General features: G+C 72.8%; 12 protein-coding genes and 2 pseudogenes. 9 read left to right on the forward strand and 5 right to left on the reverse strand.

Annotated elements, in window-relative coordinates:
* Positions 1-293: 293 nt before the first annotated feature.
* Positions 294-1,502, forward strand: coding sequence for a PLP-dependent cysteine synthase family protein (locus tag HUV60_RS31110; RefSeq protein ID WP_269441262.1), 1,209 nt, complete (start codon positions 294-296; stop codon positions 1,500-1,502).
* 24 nt (positions 1,503-1,526) lie between these two features.
* Here HUV60_RS31110 and HUV60_RS31115 read toward each other — a convergent pair whose 3' ends face one another.
* Complete coding sequence (locus HUV60_RS31115; RefSeq protein WP_257853374.1) at positions 1,527-2,366, reverse strand: DeoR/GlpR family DNA-binding transcription regulator; 840 nt, start codon at positions 2,364-2,366, stop codon at positions 1,527-1,529.
* Between the two features lie 330 nt (positions 2,367-2,696).
* Between HUV60_RS31115 and HUV60_RS31120 the strand changes: the two genes are divergently transcribed.
* Positions 2,697-5,033, forward strand: a complete 2,337-nt coding sequence (locus tag HUV60_RS31120; protein ID WP_257853747.1) for a hypothetical protein — start codon at positions 2,697-2,699, stop codon at positions 5,031-5,033.
* Between the two features lie 73 nt (positions 5,034-5,106).
* Here HUV60_RS31120 and HUV60_RS31125 read toward each other — a convergent pair whose 3' ends face one another.
* From HUV60_RS31125 to HUV60_RS31135, 3 genes are all read right to left on the reverse strand, one after another.
* A complete protein-coding gene (locus tag HUV60_RS31125; protein ID WP_257853376.1) occupies positions 5,107-7,542 on the reverse strand; it encodes a right-handed parallel beta-helix repeat-containing protein in 2,436 nt (811 codons plus the stop codon).
* 273 nt (positions 7,543-7,815) lie between these two features.
* Positions 7,816-8,646, reverse strand: coding sequence for an MOSC domain-containing protein (locus tag HUV60_RS31130; RefSeq protein ID WP_257853377.1), 831 nt, complete (start codon positions 8,644-8,646; stop codon positions 7,816-7,818).
* Between the two features lie 121 nt (positions 8,647-8,767).
* Positions 8,768-9,199, reverse strand: coding sequence for a DUF6643 family protein (locus HUV60_RS31135; protein ID WP_257853378.1), 432 nt, complete (start codon positions 9,197-9,199; stop codon positions 8,768-8,770).
* A 291-nt stretch (positions 9,200-9,490) separates the two neighbouring features.
* On the opposite strand from HUV60_RS31135, the gene HUV60_RS31140 reads away from it, so the two are divergent.
* Positions 9,491-10,780 carry a TerD family protein gene (locus HUV60_RS31140; RefSeq protein WP_257853379.1) on the forward strand — a complete coding sequence of 430 codons (1,290 nt, stop codon included), beginning with the start codon at positions 9,491-9,493 and terminating at the stop codon, positions 10,778-10,780.
* An 89-nt stretch (positions 10,781-10,869) separates the two neighbouring features.
* Here HUV60_RS31140 and HUV60_RS31145 read toward each other — a convergent pair whose 3' ends face one another.
* On the reverse strand, positions 10,870-12,045 hold the full coding sequence (locus HUV60_RS31145; protein ID WP_257853381.1) for a glycosyltransferase: 1,176 nt from the start codon (positions 12,043-12,045) through the stop codon (positions 10,870-10,872).
* Between the two features lie 57 nt (positions 12,046-12,102).
* Between HUV60_RS31145 and HUV60_RS31150 the strand changes: the two genes are divergently transcribed.
* From HUV60_RS31150 to HUV60_RS31180, 6 genes and pseudogenes are all read left to right on the forward strand, one after another.
* Positions 12,103-12,888 carry a glutamate racemase gene (locus tag HUV60_RS31150; RefSeq protein ID WP_257853383.1) on the forward strand — a complete coding sequence of 262 codons (786 nt, stop codon included), beginning with the start codon at positions 12,103-12,105 and terminating at the stop codon, positions 12,886-12,888.
* Between the two features lie 99 nt (positions 12,889-12,987).
* Positions 12,988-13,533: a hypothetical protein gene (locus HUV60_RS31155; RefSeq protein ID WP_257853384.1), complete on the forward strand. Its 546-nt coding sequence runs from the start codon at positions 12,988-12,990 to the stop codon at positions 13,531-13,533.
* Positions 13,534-14,055: 522 nt separating this feature from the next.
* A complete protein-coding gene (gene lnt / locus HUV60_RS31165) occupies positions 14,056-15,660 on the forward strand; it encodes an apolipoprotein N-acyltransferase (RefSeq protein WP_257853386.1) in 1,605 nt (534 codons plus the stop codon).
* Positions 15,661-15,735: 75 nt separating this feature from the next.
* Entirely contained in the window at positions 15,736-16,215 is a 480-nt protein-coding gene (locus HUV60_RS31170; RefSeq protein ID WP_257853387.1) for an NUDIX hydrolase, read from the forward strand.
* Between the two features lie 54 nt (positions 16,216-16,269).
* Positions 16,270-16,455: pseudogene (locus HUV60_RS31175) on the forward strand (3-hydroxybutyrate dehydrogenase); the annotation flags it as partial.
* Between the two features lie 584 nt (positions 16,456-17,039).
* A pseudogene (locus tag HUV60_RS31180) lies at positions 17,040-17,243 on the forward strand (diguanylate phosphodiesterase); the annotation flags it as partial.
* Between the last annotated feature and the right edge of the window lie 5 nt (positions 17,244-17,248).

A 17,248-nucleotide genomic window follows, 5' to 3' on the forward strand; every position in this document is an offset into this window, starting at 1 on the left:
CTGATCCAGTGTGCCCCCGTCCGGGACCTTGCCCCGCGGGCAGTCTGCCCGGCCCCGCCGTCGAGCACCAGTACGCGCGGGTCCCTTCCCGGGGTGCCCGAAGCACTCGCGCGAATGCGCCCCCACCCCCCCCTTGCCAGGTGCGGGGAAGGGGCGCCCAGGCAGGACCCCAGGGCTTCCTTTGGGCCGCACAAAGAGACGTTTATGCAGGTGAGGGGTGGTTCACGGGGGTCCTATGATCGGTGTGTCGGCCGCGCTGGATGCCGTCGGCATTCAGCATAAGGAGCCTTGTCGTGAGCACTTTCCAGCAGTTCCAGCAGTTCCAGCAGTCCCAGCGGCCCTCGGTCGGCATCACTCTCGACGCCGACCACAGCGACCCCGGCTACCGCGGCTGGCTGAAAGAAGCCGTGCGGAGGGTCCAGGCCGACGCCAACCGGTCGGCCGACACCCATCTGCTGCGCTTTCCGCTGCCCGAGCGGTGGGGCGTGCACCTCTACCTCAAGGACGAGTCGACGCACCCGACCGGCAGCCTCAAGCACCGGCTCGCCCGCTCGCTCTTCCTCTACGGACTGTGCAATGGCTGGATCCGTCCGGGCCGTCCGGTGATCGAGGCGTCCAGCGGTTCGACCGCCGTGTCCGAGGCCTACTTCGCGAAGCTGATCGGGGTGCCCTTCATCGCGGTCATGCCGCGTACGACGAGCGCCGAGAAGTGCCGCCTGATCGAGTTCCACGGCGGCCGGTGCCACTTCGTGGACGACCCGCGCACCATGTACGAGGCGTCGGCCGCCCTCGCGGCGGAGGCCGGCGGCCACTACATGGACCAGTTCACCTACGCCGAACGCGCCACGGACTGGCGGGGAAACAACAACATCGCCGAGTCCACCTTCCGCCAGCTGAAGCTGGAACCTCACCCGGAGCCTGCCTGGATCGTCGCCACGGCCGGCACCGGCGGCACCTCGGCGACCCTCGCCCGCTATGTCCACTACATGCAGTACGACACCCGCATCTGCGTCGCGGACCCCGAGAACTCCTGCTTCTTCGAGGGCTGGACCACCGGTGATCCGGACGTCACCTGCGACCGCGGCTCCCGTATCGAGGGCATCGGCCGGCCCCGGATGGAACCGAGCTTCGTGCCCGGCGCGATCGACCGGATGATGAAGGTCCCCGACGCGGCCGCCGTCGCCGCCGTACGCGCTCTCGAGCACGCGATCGGCCGCAAGGCGGGCGGCTCCACCGGCACCGGGCTGTGGAGCGCGCTGAAGATCGTCGCGGAGATGGTGGCAGAGGGGCGACAGGGGAGTGTGGTGACGCTGCTGTGCGACCCGGGGGACCGCTACCTCGACAAGTACTACTCGGACGCCTGGCTGGCCGATCAGGGCCTGGACATCGCCCCGTACACGGCGACGATCGAGACGCTGCTGCGGACGGGAGCCTGGCCGGACCGACAGCGGGAGTCCGGCCGGACTGACGGCGGCCGCCCCGCTCCGCCCACGGTCGCGTGATCTCGACCGAGTGCCGGAGACCGGTCAGGTCTCCGAGGGTTCCGCCGGCTCCTCGGGCTCGCCCGCCACGACCAGCCGCGGCAGGTGTTCGGAGATCTCACCGCGGGCCTCGGACGGCAGTCCGGAGTCCGTCACCAGCGTGTCCACCTGGCCCAGGGAGGCGAACGAACTCAACCCCACCGTGCCCCACTTGGTGTGGTCGGCGACCACGACCACCCGACGCGCCGACTGCACCAGACGCCGGTTCGTCTCGGCCTCGGCGAGATTCGGCGTCGACAGCCCGGCCTCGACGGATATCCCGTGTACACCGAGGAACAGCAGATCGAAGTGGAGCATCGCGATCGCCTGGTCGGCCACCGGCCCCACCAGTGAGTCGGACGGTGTGCGCACACCACCGGTCAGAACGACCGTGGCCGCGCCCTGCCGGGGGCCCGAGGCGCGCTGTGCCACGTGGAAGACGTCCGCCACCCGCACCGAGTTGGTGACCACGGTGAGGTCGGGCACGTCCAGCAGCTGATTCGCCAGCGCGTACGTCGTCGTACCGCCCGAGAGGGCGATCGCCGAGCCCGGGGAGGCCAGTTCGGCCGCCGCCCGCGCGATGTCGTCCTTCGCGCTCAGCTCCAGACCGGACTTCGCCTCGAAACCGGGCTCATGGGTGCTGGCCTCGACCAGAGGGACCGCACCGCCGTGCACCTTCTCCAGCACGCCCTGGCGTGCGAGGGCGTCGAGGTCACGGCGGACCGTCATGTCCGACACGCCGAGCTTGCGGGTCAGTTCGTTGACCCGGACTCCGCCGCGGCGCCGGACCTCGTCGAGGATCAGGGTGCGCCGCTGCTCCGCGAGGAGGTTCTGATTCTCGCTCACGTACGCTCCGGTCCTTTCGCCGCCAAGCCGTCCGACACTCCCCGCGCACCCGGCCCGACTGGCACGTTCCGCCCGCCGCCGGTGCGTCGGCGCCTCATCCTCGCATGCCGGGGCAAGCCCGGTGCACCCGGCGATTCGTCGCGCACACGCCATCGCTCCCCCGCGGGTCGTCCGCTCGTCACCCGGCTCGGGAAATTCCGTGAGGAGGGGTGTCACCCGCTCCGGATGGAGAGATCCTGTTGCCCGCACGGACGGATCCGACGGCGTGTCACGGGGAAGTGCGAAGCAGTGGAACGTGAGAGGGAAGACAGACCCGCCGAACGGGGCGAGATGGTGGACGGCCCCGCCGAGCGGCCGAAGGAGGCGGGAACCGACCTGGAACTCCTGGTCCACGGAGTGGGCGGCGCCACTCCGAAGGGCATGCTGAACGATCCGCGCACCGTGCGGATCACCGGCGACGACATCGCCGCCGTGTTCCGGCGCGCCGACGACGTCCGGGCGGAGCACGGACCCGCCGGCCACCGGGACGGACCGGTCCCCGAGGCCTACGTCTGGTGCAACCTCACCTCCGGGAACGGCGCCCGCGCCCTGTGGCTGTTACTGCTGCCTTTCATGGTGGTCAACCTCGCCCACTGGATGCGCCCGACGGGCCGAGGCCGCAGACGTCCCGCCCGGCTGTACGGACTGCTGGTGCGGCTCGCCGGACTGAGCCTGACGGTGCTGCTCGTCGCGGCGGCATGCGAGGTCGCCCTCGACCTGGCCGCCTGGCAGTGCGCGGGCACACAGGCGTGCGCTGACCGGCACTCCTGGCTCGGCTTCCTCTCGCCCGAGGCCTCGGACGGCGGCTGGTGGAGCGAGCCGGGACGCCGGCTCGCCCTCGCCGCCCTGGTGCCCGCGGCTCTGACCGGGCTGCTGTGGTACCTGTCCCTGCGCACCTGGAGCGCGTACGAGTCCCAGCAGCCGATGCTCCACGGGATCGCGCCCGAGGACGACGGTCCCATCGCCCTGGGCCGGCCCGGTTTCTGGTACGGCCGTCGCCTGGTCGCCCGACTGCGCGCCGCGCACGCCGCCGCCGGACTGCTCACCGTCGCCTTCGCACTCGCCCCCGCGGCAGCCCGGCACGACCGCGCACCGGGCGGATCCGAGGCGCTGGCCGTCCTCGGCCCGCTCCTGCAAGCGTCCCTGCTCGCCGCCGCGGCCGTCGTGGTGTGGGTGGTCTGCCGCCGCGGCCGCACCGACCGCCGCCTGGACGACACCCTCGACGCACACCTGCTGCGTCTGCTGCCCCTCGCCGCGCTCCTCCTGCTCGCCCTCACCCTTCTGTACGCCGGATGGCGCCGCCCCGGCTGGGAGTCGGCCGGCCGACTGTCCGGCGACATGACCTTCGGCGCGATCACCCTCGCCCAGGGCCTGCTCGTGATCGTCCTCGCCGGTGTCGCCCACACCCTGCACCGCGGTGCCCCTGACCGGCGCGCCGCCATGCGGGGCCTGGCCGGACCGGCTGTCGCGATGCTGGCCTGTGCGCTGGGCGGCGTGATGTCCGGTGGCGTGGCCCAGCGCGTCGCCGACTGGCTGGACGGCCCCGGGACGTCGATCCCGGGGCCGCCAGTGGTCCTGACCTGGCAGGCGTCAGTGATCCCGCCGTTGCTCGTCCTGATTCTCGGGCTCTGCTGCTGGCTGGCCCGGCGCGCCTGGCACATCGCCCGCGACGAGCGTGCCGTCGTGGCACGCGAGTTCCCGGGCGAGACCGGTGACCCCGCCCGCACCCGGCGGATCGCCAACGCCCGGGCCATGGCCTCCCTCACCGACCGGGGCCCCCGCATCGTCGCCGTCACCTCCGCCGCGACCCTGCTGCTGGGCGCGGGCGCCCTCGCCGGCGCCCTGACCACCGGCCGTACGCCCGGTGAGGCCGCCCAGGGCACCTACGCAGTCGTCCACAGCGCAGCCGAGACGTCGCAGGCGCTGGGCTCCTGGCTGATCGGACTCGGCTTCATACTGTTCGTCACCTGGGGCCGGCGTGCCTACAAGGACTCCTCCGCGCGGCGCACGATCGGCATCCTGTGGGACGTCGGCACCTTCTGGCCGCGCGCAGCCCACCCCTTCGCCCCGCCCTGCTACGCCGAACGCGCGGTGCCCGACCTGACCTGGCGGATCGAGACCTGGACGCGGGCCACCGGCGGACGCCTGGTGCTCTCCGGCCACTCCCAGGGCAGCGTCCTCGCCGCCGCCGCGGCCTGGCAGCTCACCCCGTCCACCCGGGGACACATCGCCCTGCTCACCTACGGCTCCCCGCTGGAGCGGCTGTACGGCCGCTGGTTCCCCGCCCACTTCGGAGCGGACGCGCTCGGCACGCTGCACCAGGAGGTCAACTGCTGGCGCAACCTCCACCGCCGCACCGACCCCATCGGCGGTCCGGTGCGGCTGCCCGGCGACCGTGGCCCCGAGGTGGACCGCCCCCCGCTCAAGGACCCGCTGGCATACGGCCGCACCGAGAGTCATCCGCTGCCCGCACCGATTCTCGGCCACTCCGACTACCAGGCGGACCCGGCCTTCGCGGAGGAACGCCGACGGCTGCTCGCCCGGCTGCGGCCGGACGTCCCGGCACCACGGCACACGCAGGAACCCGGCGACGGCGCCCGTACCGGCCCGGGGGATCCCACCGGGTGAGGGGCCAGGGAGCCGTGACGCGTCCGCGCCAGGTGCGAAAGTCCTGAACGCCGGGTGCGACAGGCCCCCTGGTTCAGGGCAGTTCGGGCAGGTCGTCGGCGTAGAGCAGGGTCAGGTCGTCCGTGCTCGGCTCCGGCAGCTGGGCGACCCGGCCGGCGTGCCGCTCCACCATCGCCTCGAACGTCTGCCGCGCGGTACGGCCGTTACCGAAGGCGGGCCCCTTGGGGATCTCCGTGAAGTACTTCAGCAGGCCCTCCGAGGCGCCCGGCGCCAGCCGGTACTCGTGCTCCTCGGCCTGCTGCTCCACGATCCGCAACAGCTCTCCGGCCCCGTAGTCGCCGAAGGTGATGGTCCGTGAGAAACGGGACGCCACACCCGGGTTGACGGACAGGAACCGCTCCATCTCGGCGGTGTACCCCGCGACGATCACCACGACCGCGTCCCGGTGGTCCTCCATCAGCTTCACGAGCGTGTCGATGGCCTCCTTGCCGAAGTCACGCCCGGAGTCCTCGGGGGAGAGCGCGTACGCCTCGTCGATGAACAGCACGCCGCCGCGCGCCTTCTCGAACGCCTCCTGGGTACGGATCGCGGTGGATCCGATGTGCTCACCGACCAGGTCGACGCGCGAGACCTCGACCAGGTGGCCCTTCTCCAGCACGTCAAGGGAGGCGAGGATCTCGCCGTACAGCCGCGCGACCGTGGTCTTGCCGGTGCCCGGGGAACCTGTGAAGACCAGGTGACGCTTGACGGACGCGGCCTTCAGCCCCGCCTCCTGCCGGCGCCGGCCCACCTCGATCATGTCGGTGAGTGCCCGCACCTCCCGCTTGACGCTCTCCAGGCCCACCAGCGTGTCGAGTTCGCCGAGCACGGTCTTCGACGGGCGCAGTTCCTTCTCCTTCGGCCCGGTCACCGGCTCGGGCGGCGTCCGCTCGGCCGGCTGTCCGGGCAGGGCACCGAGCAGGCCGGGGGAGTGACCGGTGCCCTGCACGACCGGCTCCGGCGCCGCCGGCGGCGTGAGGCTGCCGCTCTCGTCGCGGGTGCAGTCCTCCACCAGCGGACCCCCCGCGCCGGGGGCCGCGCCGCTCTCGGCGAACTCGTACCCGCCGCGCGCGCAGCGTTCCGTGCGGCACTTGCGCAGCGTCGTCCGGCTGCCGTCTATCACGTGGAAGCCGTAGCCGCTACTGCCCGTGACCCGGCAGTCGAGGAAGCTGCCCCGGCCGCCGGCCGAGACGTAGACACCGGCCTCCGCCGGGGAGTCGATGGTGCAGCGCTCGACGGTCGGGTCGGCACCCTTGGTGACGATCACGCCGGTCTGCGTCCCGTCCAGGGTGCAGTTGTTGAGAGTGCCACCGCTGCCGTGGTCCCGGAACCAGGCTCCCGTGGCGGCCTCCCGGATCCGGCAGTCGTCGAGCTGGGCGGTGGCGCCGTCGCTGACCGACACGGCGGTGTTGCGCACCTGCGACAGGTCGCTGTCGACCACGTCCGCGCGCGAACCGCGGTCGAGGACGAACAGGGCGTCCGGCACGTCGTGCACCCGGCACGAGTCCAGGACGACGGTGGCGCCGTCGCTCACCCACACCGCCGGGTAGTCGCCGGTGCTGTCGAAGATCTCGCACTGGTTGGCGTCCACGCGGGTGCCCGGGTCCCACACCGACAGGCCGTTGCGGCCGAACTGCCGCACGGTGGTGCGGGTCATGGTGAGCACGGAGCGGGACCGCAGGTCGACCGCGTTCTCCGGGATGTCGTGGATGCGGCAGTCGGCCAGCGTCAGCACCGCGTCGGTGTCGAGTGCGACCCCGTCACCGGTGGTGCGGTGCACATCGCAGTCGGTGAGGTGCGCGGCTGCCCGGCCGGTGACCTGGACACCGCTGCCCCGCACCTCGTAGACCTCGCAGCCCACCGCCTCCAGCGTCGATTCGTCCCCGGTCGCGGTCAGGCCCGAGCCCGCGGCATGGTGCACGCGGCAGCGTTCGAGGCGGGGACGGGCGCCTCCGCGCACCGCGATGCCCGCCTGGCCCGCGGCGACCACCTCGCACTCCTCGAACACCCCGCCCCCGCCGTCGAGCACGGCTATGCCGATCCCCGCCGGATTGTCGACCGTGCAGCGGCGGACCGCCGGCCGGGCGCTGCCGCGCACCTCGATGCCGGCCGCGGACCGGGTGACCACCCGTATGTCCCGCAGCTCCGGGGTGCCGTCCTCGACCAGCAGGGCGGGCGCCGCCGCGTCCTGCCCCTCCACATGCAGGTCCTGGACCACCGCCGAAGCGCGTACGGTCAGCGGAACCCCGTCCAGGGGCGCGATGCGCACCGATCCGGACGAGCCCTCGGGACCACGAAGGGTCACCGCCCGTTCCACGACGAGATTCTCCCGGTAGGTGCCGGGAGCGACGGTGAGGACGTCGCCTTCGGCCGCGGCCTCCAGGGCGGCGGCGAGCGACGCGTACTCACCTGTGCGGCGCCGCCACCGCGATGTGCCGGTGTGCGTCACCTGGACCGTGCCCTGTGCCATGGCGTAGCTGTGCCCCCACCTTGTTGTACGCGGGTTTGTCGTCGATTCCTTCGGCCGGACCACCGTAGCGTGCGCACGGCCGAAGGATTGACCAGAGGCGGAAGGCCGTCGGCTTCCGGCGCCGGTCCTGCCCCGGCCGAGGCCCGCTTTGTCCCATGCCCGGTCGCAGGACCGCGTACCGGCGCCGGATCGTGCGCCAAAGGACCAGCCCTCTCGCGCCCTCGGCCAGGACCGCGCGTGGTCCTGCACGACATCACGGCGTCCGGCCGTCCGTCAGGCGAGGACCGTGACCGGATCGCCGACCCGGACCGTACCGGGCGCGAGGGGCACCAGGTTCTGCCCGAACACCAGCCTGTCCCCGAACCGGCGGTGTCTTCCGAGTGAATGCAGGGGTTCCCGGCCGCGCTCGGCGGTGCGCTGGTCAGTGGCCGTCACCACGCACCGTCCGCTGGGTTTGGCGACACGGAAGGCGACCTCGCCGACCGTGATGCGTGACCAGGTGTCCTCGACCCAGGCGGTGGTGCCCTCGACGACCAGGTTCGGCCGGAAGCGGTTCATGGGCAGGGGCCCTTCGCCCGCGTGATCGTCCCCGGCGACCAGGGTATTGAGGGCGTCGAGGGACGCGGTCGTGGTGAGCAGCAGGGGATAGCCGTCGGCGAGGCTGACCGTTTCGCCCGGCAGTGCGAACCCCGGGTCCACCGGCCGGCGCGTGGCGGGGCCGTCCAGGTGCACCAGACGCACCTCGGCGCCGAGGAAGGCGCTGCACCAGGCGTGCACGGCGTCGTCCTCGGCCGGCACCACGTCGATCTTGTCGCGGAAGATCTCCACCCGCTCGGTGGGGCCTGCCGGCGGGGGCACGGCCACTGTCACCGGGGCCCTGCCGGGCGCGGACAGCCGTAGACCGCCCCCGGGCAACGGCTCGGCGGCTGCCAGCGCGAGGCGCGGATGTCTGCGTTGTGTGACGACCCTCCCCCCGTCGTCGACCAGCATCCAGCGCCGGTCTCCGGCGGGCCCCCAGGGCTCCACGACGACCTCCCGGAGAGGCAGGCTCCGGAAGGCCTTGACCGGATGGATGTGAATCGAGCGCAGCAGCGTGTTCCCCATGGATGCATCGTGCCAGCCGGCGACGACTTCGGGGGCCTGCGGCCCGCGGGACGGCTCAGGGCCCGGGGCTCACCGCCTGGAACGGCTCGGTGTCCGGTACTCGGCGAGCACCGGACACCGCTCAGTACCCGCGGTACTGCTGGTTGTTGTACGGGTCCTGGTACGGCGCCGGCGCTGGGCGCGGGGCCGCGGGGCGCATCGCCTCGTAGCCCGCACCGGGAGCGGCGGGACGTGGCTGCTGCGGCTGGGGGCCGGGGTAACCGCGCGGCGCGGTGGCCTGCTGCGGGATGTACGGCGAGTGCGCCTGCTGGAGCGGCGCCGGCTGCTGTGCCTGCGGGTACCCGTAGGCGGGCTGGGAAGGGGCCGCCGGGAGTGCGGGCAACGCCGAGGGAAGCGCGGGCAGGTGACTGCCCGGCGCGTCATAGGCGGAGGGGACCCGGATCGGAGCGATCTGCGGGGTGCCCCGCTCGGCCACGAGCGAGTCGTAGATCGGAGTGTCCGGGAAGGAGGCGGAGTAGTAGCCGCCGCCATAAGTGGAGCGGGGGGAGGTCATGGCCATAAGTTAAGCCCACGATGTGCTGGTTGGGGAGACCGATAAGAGGGTTGTTTTCCGTGTCCGACGTACCCTGGGATAAGTAATTCGGGCGAACTTGGATGAAACGGCTGAACGTCGGGATGATTGTCTGGTAAAAGCCGAGTTCCGGCGGGGTTACCTGCGGTGATCGACCTCTCCACGCATGCCCCGTGAAAGTTGCCGCGCGCGGGTATTAGGTTGTGCGGACGAAGCACGACGCATGCCGGGCACCGCCTGGCGGGGTGGCACGTGATGGGGGCGGACATGTCAATGTCGAAGGGATCGAACACGCCGATGCCGACCACGGCACTCCGCGTGGAACTGGGGTGGCGCACCGGCCCCGGAGTCCCCGACGCGGACGCCTCCGCGCTCCTGCTGGCCGGTGGCAAGGTCCGCTCCGACAGCGACTTCGTCTTCTACAACCAGCCCGTCCATTCCTCCGGAGCCGTCCGGCACGAGGGCAAGCGGAACGCCGGCGGGCAGGTCACCGACACCGTCCTCGTCGACCTCGCGCGCGTGGAGCCCGGCATCGAGACGGTGATCCTCGCGGCCTCCTGCGACGGCGGGGCCTTCGGCCGGATCCCGGGCCTGTACATCGAGGTCAAGGACGCCGCGCAGGGTACCGTCGCCGCCCGCTTCGACAGCACGGGCGCCACCAGCGAGAGCGCCTTCGTGCTCGGTGAGTTCTACCGCCGCCAGGGTGCCTGGAAGTTCCGTGCCGTCGGACAGGGCTACAGCAGCGGACTCGAGGGCCTGGCCAGCGACTACGGCATCACCGTCGACGAGCCGCAGCGCGCCGTCCCTGCCTCCCCGGCGGTCGCTCCCCCGCCCTCGCCCCCGCCCCCGGCGCTCCCGGTCACCGCCCCGCCGCCTCGGCCGGCCGCCCCGCCCTCGTCGGCCGCGCCTCCCGCGGCGTCGCCGGTCCGGCTCGCCAAGGTGACGCTCACCAAGGCCGTCCCCTCCGTCTCGCTGGCCAAACAGGGAGGAACCTCGGGAGTCCTGAGGGTGAACCTCAACTGGCAGGTGCGCAAACAGTTCTCCGGCTGGGCGGGCAAGCTGGGGCGTCCGGTCGCCACGCACTCCGACCTCGACCTCGACCTGTGTGCCCTGTTCGAACTCAGCGACGGCAGCAAGGGAGTCGTCCAGGCCCTCGGCAACGCGTACGGGGCACTGCAGCGGCCCCCCTTCATCCATCTCGACGGCGACGACCGCACCGGTGCCGTGGACTCCGGCGAGAACCTCACCGTCAGTCTCGACCACCAGCAGCACTTCCGCCGGATCCTCGTCTTCGTCACCATCTACGAGGGCGCCCGCTCCTTCGCCGACCTGCACGCCACGGTCACCCTCCAGCCGCAGCACGGTGCCCCGATCGACTTCTCGCTCGACGAGTGCACCGTTCCCTCGACGGTGTGCGCCCTCGCCCTCATCACCAACACCGGCGGCGACCTCGTCGTTCAGCGCGAGGCCCGCTACCTGGTGCCCGAGCGGGGCGTCAGTCCGCAGCGCACCGTCGACCGCGTCTACGGCTGGGGCATGAACTGGACTCCCGGCCGCAAGTGATCCCCGGCCGGCAGCGGCTCCGGCGGCACGGGATCCCCGGCCGGGCATGAGACGTCCTGACGCCTCATGACACCTGACGGGCCGCCGGTTCAGCCCTCGTCGGGCACGGCGCCCGGACGCGTGTAGGTGCGGCCCTTCCAGGCCGCACCCCGCCCGCGGCAGTGCCGCACCGCCGAGCCGACCGTCATCAGCAGGTACAGGAACGCGGTGAACGGCAGCAGGGGAGCGAGCCACAGCGGCTGCCGGTAGTAGCGCAGCATCGGAACGTACGTCCCCGCCATCACCAGCCAGGCAGCCGCGCCGGCGGCCGCGGCCGGCGTACTTCCCGTCGCCAGCCCCGCGACCACCACCACCGGTGGCACCAGGTACACCAGTGCGAGACCCGCGACCGTACCCGCCAGCAGCACCGCGCTGTGCCGCAGCTGCGCGTACGCGCTCCGCGACACCATGTGCCACAGGTCGTTCAGCCGCGGGTACGGACGCACACTGTCCACCCCGTCCGCCAGCCCCAGCCAGACCCGCCCGCCGCCGGCCTTGACCGCCCGCGCGATCGCCACGTCGTCGATGAGGGCCTGCCGGACGGCGTCCGGGATCCGCGCCCGCCCGGCCGCCTCCGCCCGCAGCAGCACACAGCCCCCGGCCGCCGCGGCCGTCCGCGACCCGTCCCGTCCGATCCGGCGGAACGGATACAACTGCGCGAAGAAGTACACGAACGCCGGCACGATCATCCGCTCCCAGGCGCTCTCCACGCGCAGCCGCGCCATCTGTGAGACGACATCGAACCCGCCGGTGAGGGCCGCCGCGACCAGCCGGCGCAGGCTGTCGGGCGCGTGCGCGATGTCGGCGTCCGTGAGGAGGAAATACTCGGGCGCACGCGCGCGAGCCAGGCCGATCCCGTGCCGCACCGCCCAGAGCTTGCCGGTCCAGCCGCCCGGCGGCTCGCCGGGCGAACCCACGGTCAGCGGCAGTCCGCCGTGCCGGTCCGCCAGCTCACGCGCGAGCCGCCCGGTGCCGTCCGTACTGCCGTCGTCGACGAGGAAGACCTCCGCCCGCCCGGGATAGTCCTGGGCGAGCAGCGACGGCAGGCTCAAGGGCAGTACCGCCGCCTCGTCCCGCGCGGGAACGACCACGCACACCGACGGCCACGCCTCCGGTTCCCGCAGGGGCGGAAGCCGGACGTCCGTACGCCAGAAGAAGCCCTGCCCGAGCAGCAGCCACAGCCAGGCGGTGAGGGACACGACGGCGGTCCATACAAGGGCGCTCACGTGCGCAGTCTGCCCCGGACGAGCGGCCGGACACGGCCCATCATCTATCGTGACCGGGTGAAGATCGCGCTCATGGACTCCGGAATCGGCCTGCTGGCGGCCGCCGCGGCGGTACGGCGTCTCCGCCCCGACGCCGATCTTGTCCTCTCCCTCGACCCCGACGGCATGCCCTGGGGGCCCAGGACCCCTCAGGACCTCACGGCCCGCGCCCTCGCCGTCGCCGAGGAGGCCGCCGCGCGCCGGCCCGATGCCCTGATCGTCGGCTGCAACACCGCGACCGTGCACGCGCTCACCGCCCTGCGCGCCCGCCTCGAACCGGTCCTGCCCGTCGTCGGCACCGTCCCGGCGATCAAGCCGGCCGCGGCCGGCGGCGGACCACTGGCGATCTGGGCGACCCCCGCCACGACCGGCAGCCCGTACCAGCGGAACCTGATCCAGGACTTCGCCGGCGGCGTCGACGTCACCGAGGTGCCGTGCTGGGGGCTCGCGGAGGCCGTGGAACGCGCGGACGAGAGCGCGATCGACGCGGCCGTCGCCGCCGCCGCCGAACTCACCCCGGACGAGGTGACGACCGTCGTCCTGGGCTGCACCCATTACGAACTGGTCGCCGAACGCATCCGGGCCGCGGTGCAGCGCCCCGGCCTGCTGCCGCTCGTCCTGCACGGCTCCGCCGGAGCGGTCGCCGCCCAGGCCATGCGCCGCCTCGGTGAGCGGCCCGCTCCCGACGCCCCGGCGACCGGCACTCTCACCGTGCTGCTGAGCGGACGCGAGGGCGCGCTGCCCCGGCCCGCCCTCACCTACGCGGAGGGCAGGCTGCTCCAGCAGGTCACCCCCGCGGGGTGACCCCGGCCACCCGACACCTCGGCTCCGCCCCCGCCCGGTCGGCGCAGTGCGCCGGGCGACGCGGTACCGGGGGAGCGAAACGTGAGTAACCTCGTGAGCATGAGGGATCGTCCCCGCGGTGCCCACACCTCGTACTCCTACGTCTGGACCGGTCGCGCGACCAACCGGATGCAGTGGCTGCCGGCGCTGATCGGTGCCGCCTGCATGGCGCTCGGCATCGTGCTCGCCGCCGACTCGGCCTGGTCGAACGGAACCGCGCCGCTGGCCATGGCCGTCGTCGGATGCATCGCGGCCGGACTACTGGTCCTGTTCGGCACCCTCGCCTTCGTGCACGTCGTGCTGCGTGTCGACGAGGACAACGTGGAAGTGCGCTGCGGCCACATCGGGGTGCCGCGCCGCCGCATCCCGCTGTCGCACGTCGCCGGAGCCGCGTTCGTCCCGCACGTCACCCCCCGGCACTGGGGCGGCTGGGGCTACCGCTGGCGGCCCGAGAAGGGCACCGCGGTCGTCGTGCGCCGTGGTGAGGGCATCGCCCTGAGTCTGTGGGACGGACACACCCTCACGATCACCGTGGACGACGCGGAGGCGGCGGTGGCCGTCATCCGTGACCGTCTCCACCCGCACCGGCCGGGCCCGACGGGCTGAGCTGCCACGCCGGGGACGGTCACGAAGCGGGCCGGGCCCCGCGTACCGGAGGCGGGTGGACGGGCGTCGCGAGTCCCGCGAGCAGGTCCGCACCCACCGGGACCGCGGTGAAACTAGGCGCGTCGCCCACCGCGGCGGTCGTCGGCGCCGCACCCGCCGAGAGCACCACGGGCGTGGCACGCGGACTGCGCCACAGCACGCACAGCCGAAGGCCAACGCCGACAGTGCCACCCCGACGACGCCCTGTTCGGCCGCCGGGTGGAACGGGGCGGGCGGGGCCTGCCGTCGGATGGCACGGTCCGGCCGGCCGCCGTGCCCAGTTTTCCGGAGCGCCCGGCCCCCACCCCCGGACCCACGTCATGACGCACCATCCCGGGCGCGTCCCGCCACAGCTCCACCCGGTGCGGGGCCGGCCCTCCAGCGCGTCGGCCGACCCGGCGTTCCCGGCGACCGCCCAGGTCAGTCCCGTCACCCCGGCGGCGGCACGGTCGGTGCCCGGACCGGTCGCCGTAGACTCGCGGAGTGACCGTCACCGCAACCTCCGTCGGCGAGTCGGACCCGATGCCCCCGCAGACCGCGCCCGGTGCGTGGCGCCGGCGGCTCGTGCGCCTCGTTCCGTTCGCAGCGGCAGCACTCTCCGGGCTGCTCCTCTACGTCAGCTTCCCGCCGCGCACCCTGTGGTGGCTGGCGCTGCCCGCCTTCGCCGTCTTCGGCGGGCTGCTGCGCGGGCGGAGCTGGAAGGCGGGGCTCGGCATCGGTTACCTCTTCGGCCTGGGCTTTCTGCTGCCGCTGTTGGTGTGGACCGGTGTCGAGGTCGGCCCGGGCCCGTGGATCGCCCTCGCCGTGATCGAGGCGGCCTTCGTCGCACTGGTCGGTGCCGGTGTCGCCGCGGTCTCGAAGCTGCCCGGGTCGCCGGTGTGGGCCGCCGCGCTCTGGACCGCCGGGGAGGCGGCACGCGCGCGCGTGCCGTTCAGCGGGTTTCCCTGGGGCAGGATCGCGTTCGGGCAGGCGGACGGAGTGTTCCTGCCGCTCGCCGCGCTGGGCGGCACTCCCGTGCTCGGCTTCGCGGTCGTCCTGTGCGGCTTCGGCCTGTACGAGATCGTGCGCGTGGTCCTGGACACCCGCCCTACCACAACCGTGCGCCGCGTCGCGGCGGCCGTCGGCGCGCTGAGCGTGGCGGCCCCCCTCGTGGCCGCGGCCGCCGCCCGGCCACTGGTGAGCGACACGGCCGAGGACGGCACGGCGACCGTCGCGGTCGTCCAGGGCAACGTGCCGCGCCTGGGGCTCGACTTCAACTCCCAGCGGCGTGCCGTCCTCGACTACCACGCGCGCGAGACGGAGCGCCTGGCCGCCGCCGTCGACGCGGGTGAGGCCGAGCGGCCCGACATCGTGCTGTGGCCGGAGAACTCCTCCGACATCGACCCCTTCGCCAACGCCGACGCGCGTGCCGTCATCGACCGCGCGGCGCAGGCGATCGGCGCCCCGATCTCGGTCGGCGCCGTGGTGGGCAAGGACGGCAACCTGCTCAACGAGCAGGTTCTCTGGGACCCGGACAAGGGCCCCGTCGACATCTACGACAAGCGGCAGATCCAGCCCTTCGGCGAGTACCTCCCACTGCGCTCCCTGGTCGGGGCGATCAACGACGAGTGGACGTCGATGGTCCGCCAGGACTTCAGCCGAGGCACCGAACCGGGAGTGTTCACCATGGCCGGCACCGGCGTCGGACTCGTCACCTGTTACGAGGCGGCCTTCGACTGGGCGGTGCGCGACACGGTGACCGACGGTGCCCGGCTGATCTCCGTCCCCAGCAACAACGCGACCTTCGGCCGCAGCGAGATGACCTACCAGCAGCTCGCCATGTCCAGGGTCCGCGCCGTCGAGCACAGCCGCACCGTCACCGTCCCGGTGACCAGCGGCGTCAGCGCGATCATCATGCCGGACGGGAAGGTCAGCCGGAGGACCGGCATGTTCGTGGCCGACTCCCTGGTGCAGGATGTGCCGCTGCGTTCCTCGCTGACGCCCGCCACCCGCCTCGGCATCCTCCCCGAGATCGCCCTCGTCCTGGTCGCCGTGGGCGGCCTGGGGTGGGCCCTCGGCTCCGGTGTGCGCGGGCGGGCGCGCCGGTGACGCCCAGTCGTACGTGCGGCGCACGCCTCCTGAAGCGTCGTGGGGCGGCCCGATCTGCCCGCTAGGGTCGGAGGCATGGCTACTCCTGACTTCATCAGCACCCTGCGCGCCTTGGCCGGTCACCAACTGCTCTGGCTTCCCGGGGTCACCGCCCTCGTCTTCGACGACGAGGGCAGAGTGCTGCTGAACCGCCGGTCCGACACCCGTAAGTGGTCGGTGATCGGCGGCATCCCCGACCCGGGGGAGCAGCCCGCTGCCTGCGCGGTGCGCGAGGTCGAGGAGGAGACCGCGGTGCGCTGTGTCGTCGAGCGGGTCGTGATGGTCCAGGCACTGAACCCGGTGACGTACGACAACGGCGACATCTGCCAGTACATGGACATCACCTTCCGCTGCCGTGCCGTCGGCGGTGAGGCCCGGGTCAACGACGACGAATCTCTGGACGTCGCCTGGTTCGCCGTGGACGCGCTGCCGGAGCTGAATGAGTTCGGGCGCTTCCGGATCAAGCAAGCCATGGCTGACGCACCCACATGGTTCGACCCCGCTACTTCTGGCTGAACTGTGGGGCACCATCACATGGGGCGGAGCAGGGGCGCTGTCTAGGGGCAGGACATGACCGCGCCCCACGCCCTCGCCACCCCCCAGGCCCCTCTGCTCGACCTCGGTGGCCGTACCGCCCTCGTCACCGGCGCCAAGGTGAGAGCCGTCGACCGGGACGCCGCCGGCCTGGAGGCGCTGGACGCTCAGGCCGGGGACCTCAAAGGCAGCGTCGAGCCGCACGTGCTCGAGCTCATGGACGGCGGCTGGTCCGCGCACTGAGCCACGACCGACCAGGCGGTGCGAATGACGTGAGAGAAGATCCCTGAGCCGGCCGTGGTGCCCCACGCCGACGCCCGACTCTGCTGCTCAATTCGAGGGATGGTCACGCACCGCATCCGAGAGGGGCCGGACCGCCTCCTCGCGAGGCCCGTTCCACGCGCCCCGTCGACAGGCCGGCGTCACTCTCCGCAATTGAGCAACAGAGTCACGCCCTCACCCAAAACCCACGCCGGATGTCCCGGTGCCCGCTCGGCCATGCTGTGCAGACAGGCCCACGGCTCCCTGCCCGCCGAGTTGTCCACAGGCCTGACGGGGCGGCCGCGGGATGAGGAATCCCGTGACCACGTCCCGCGATCACGTGCAGTCCGCCGAGCGCCCGGGCCCCGGTACCGGGGTGTCCGGCCGGACGCGCCCCGACGGCCGTACCGCGCACGAACCGCACGACGGTCTCGCGCACGATCGTTTCGATCACGACCGTCCGGTACCCGCCGGTACCCGCCGGTACCCGCCGGTACCCGCCGGTACCCGCCGGTTCCGCACAGGGCAGCACCGAGACGCCGTTCCTGGAGCTCCTGGCCCGGGGCGCGTCCGCCGAGGCCTACGAGCAGCCGGTGCTCCTGGCCCGTGCCGAGGGACTGCCCACCGAGCGGATCACCGCCCTCGAACAGGCCCGGCGGCTCGCCCTGCGCGTCCGCTCCGGCCTGGAGGGACGGCGCCGCCGGGAGGCCGAGCTGTCCGCGCTCTTCGAGGCCGCCCACGACCTCGCCCAGGT

The sequence above is a fragment of the Streptomyces sp. KMM 9044 genome, from assembly GCF_024701375.2.
Taxonomy (GTDB): Bacteria; Actinomycetota; Actinomycetes; order Streptomycetales; family Streptomycetaceae; genus Streptomyces.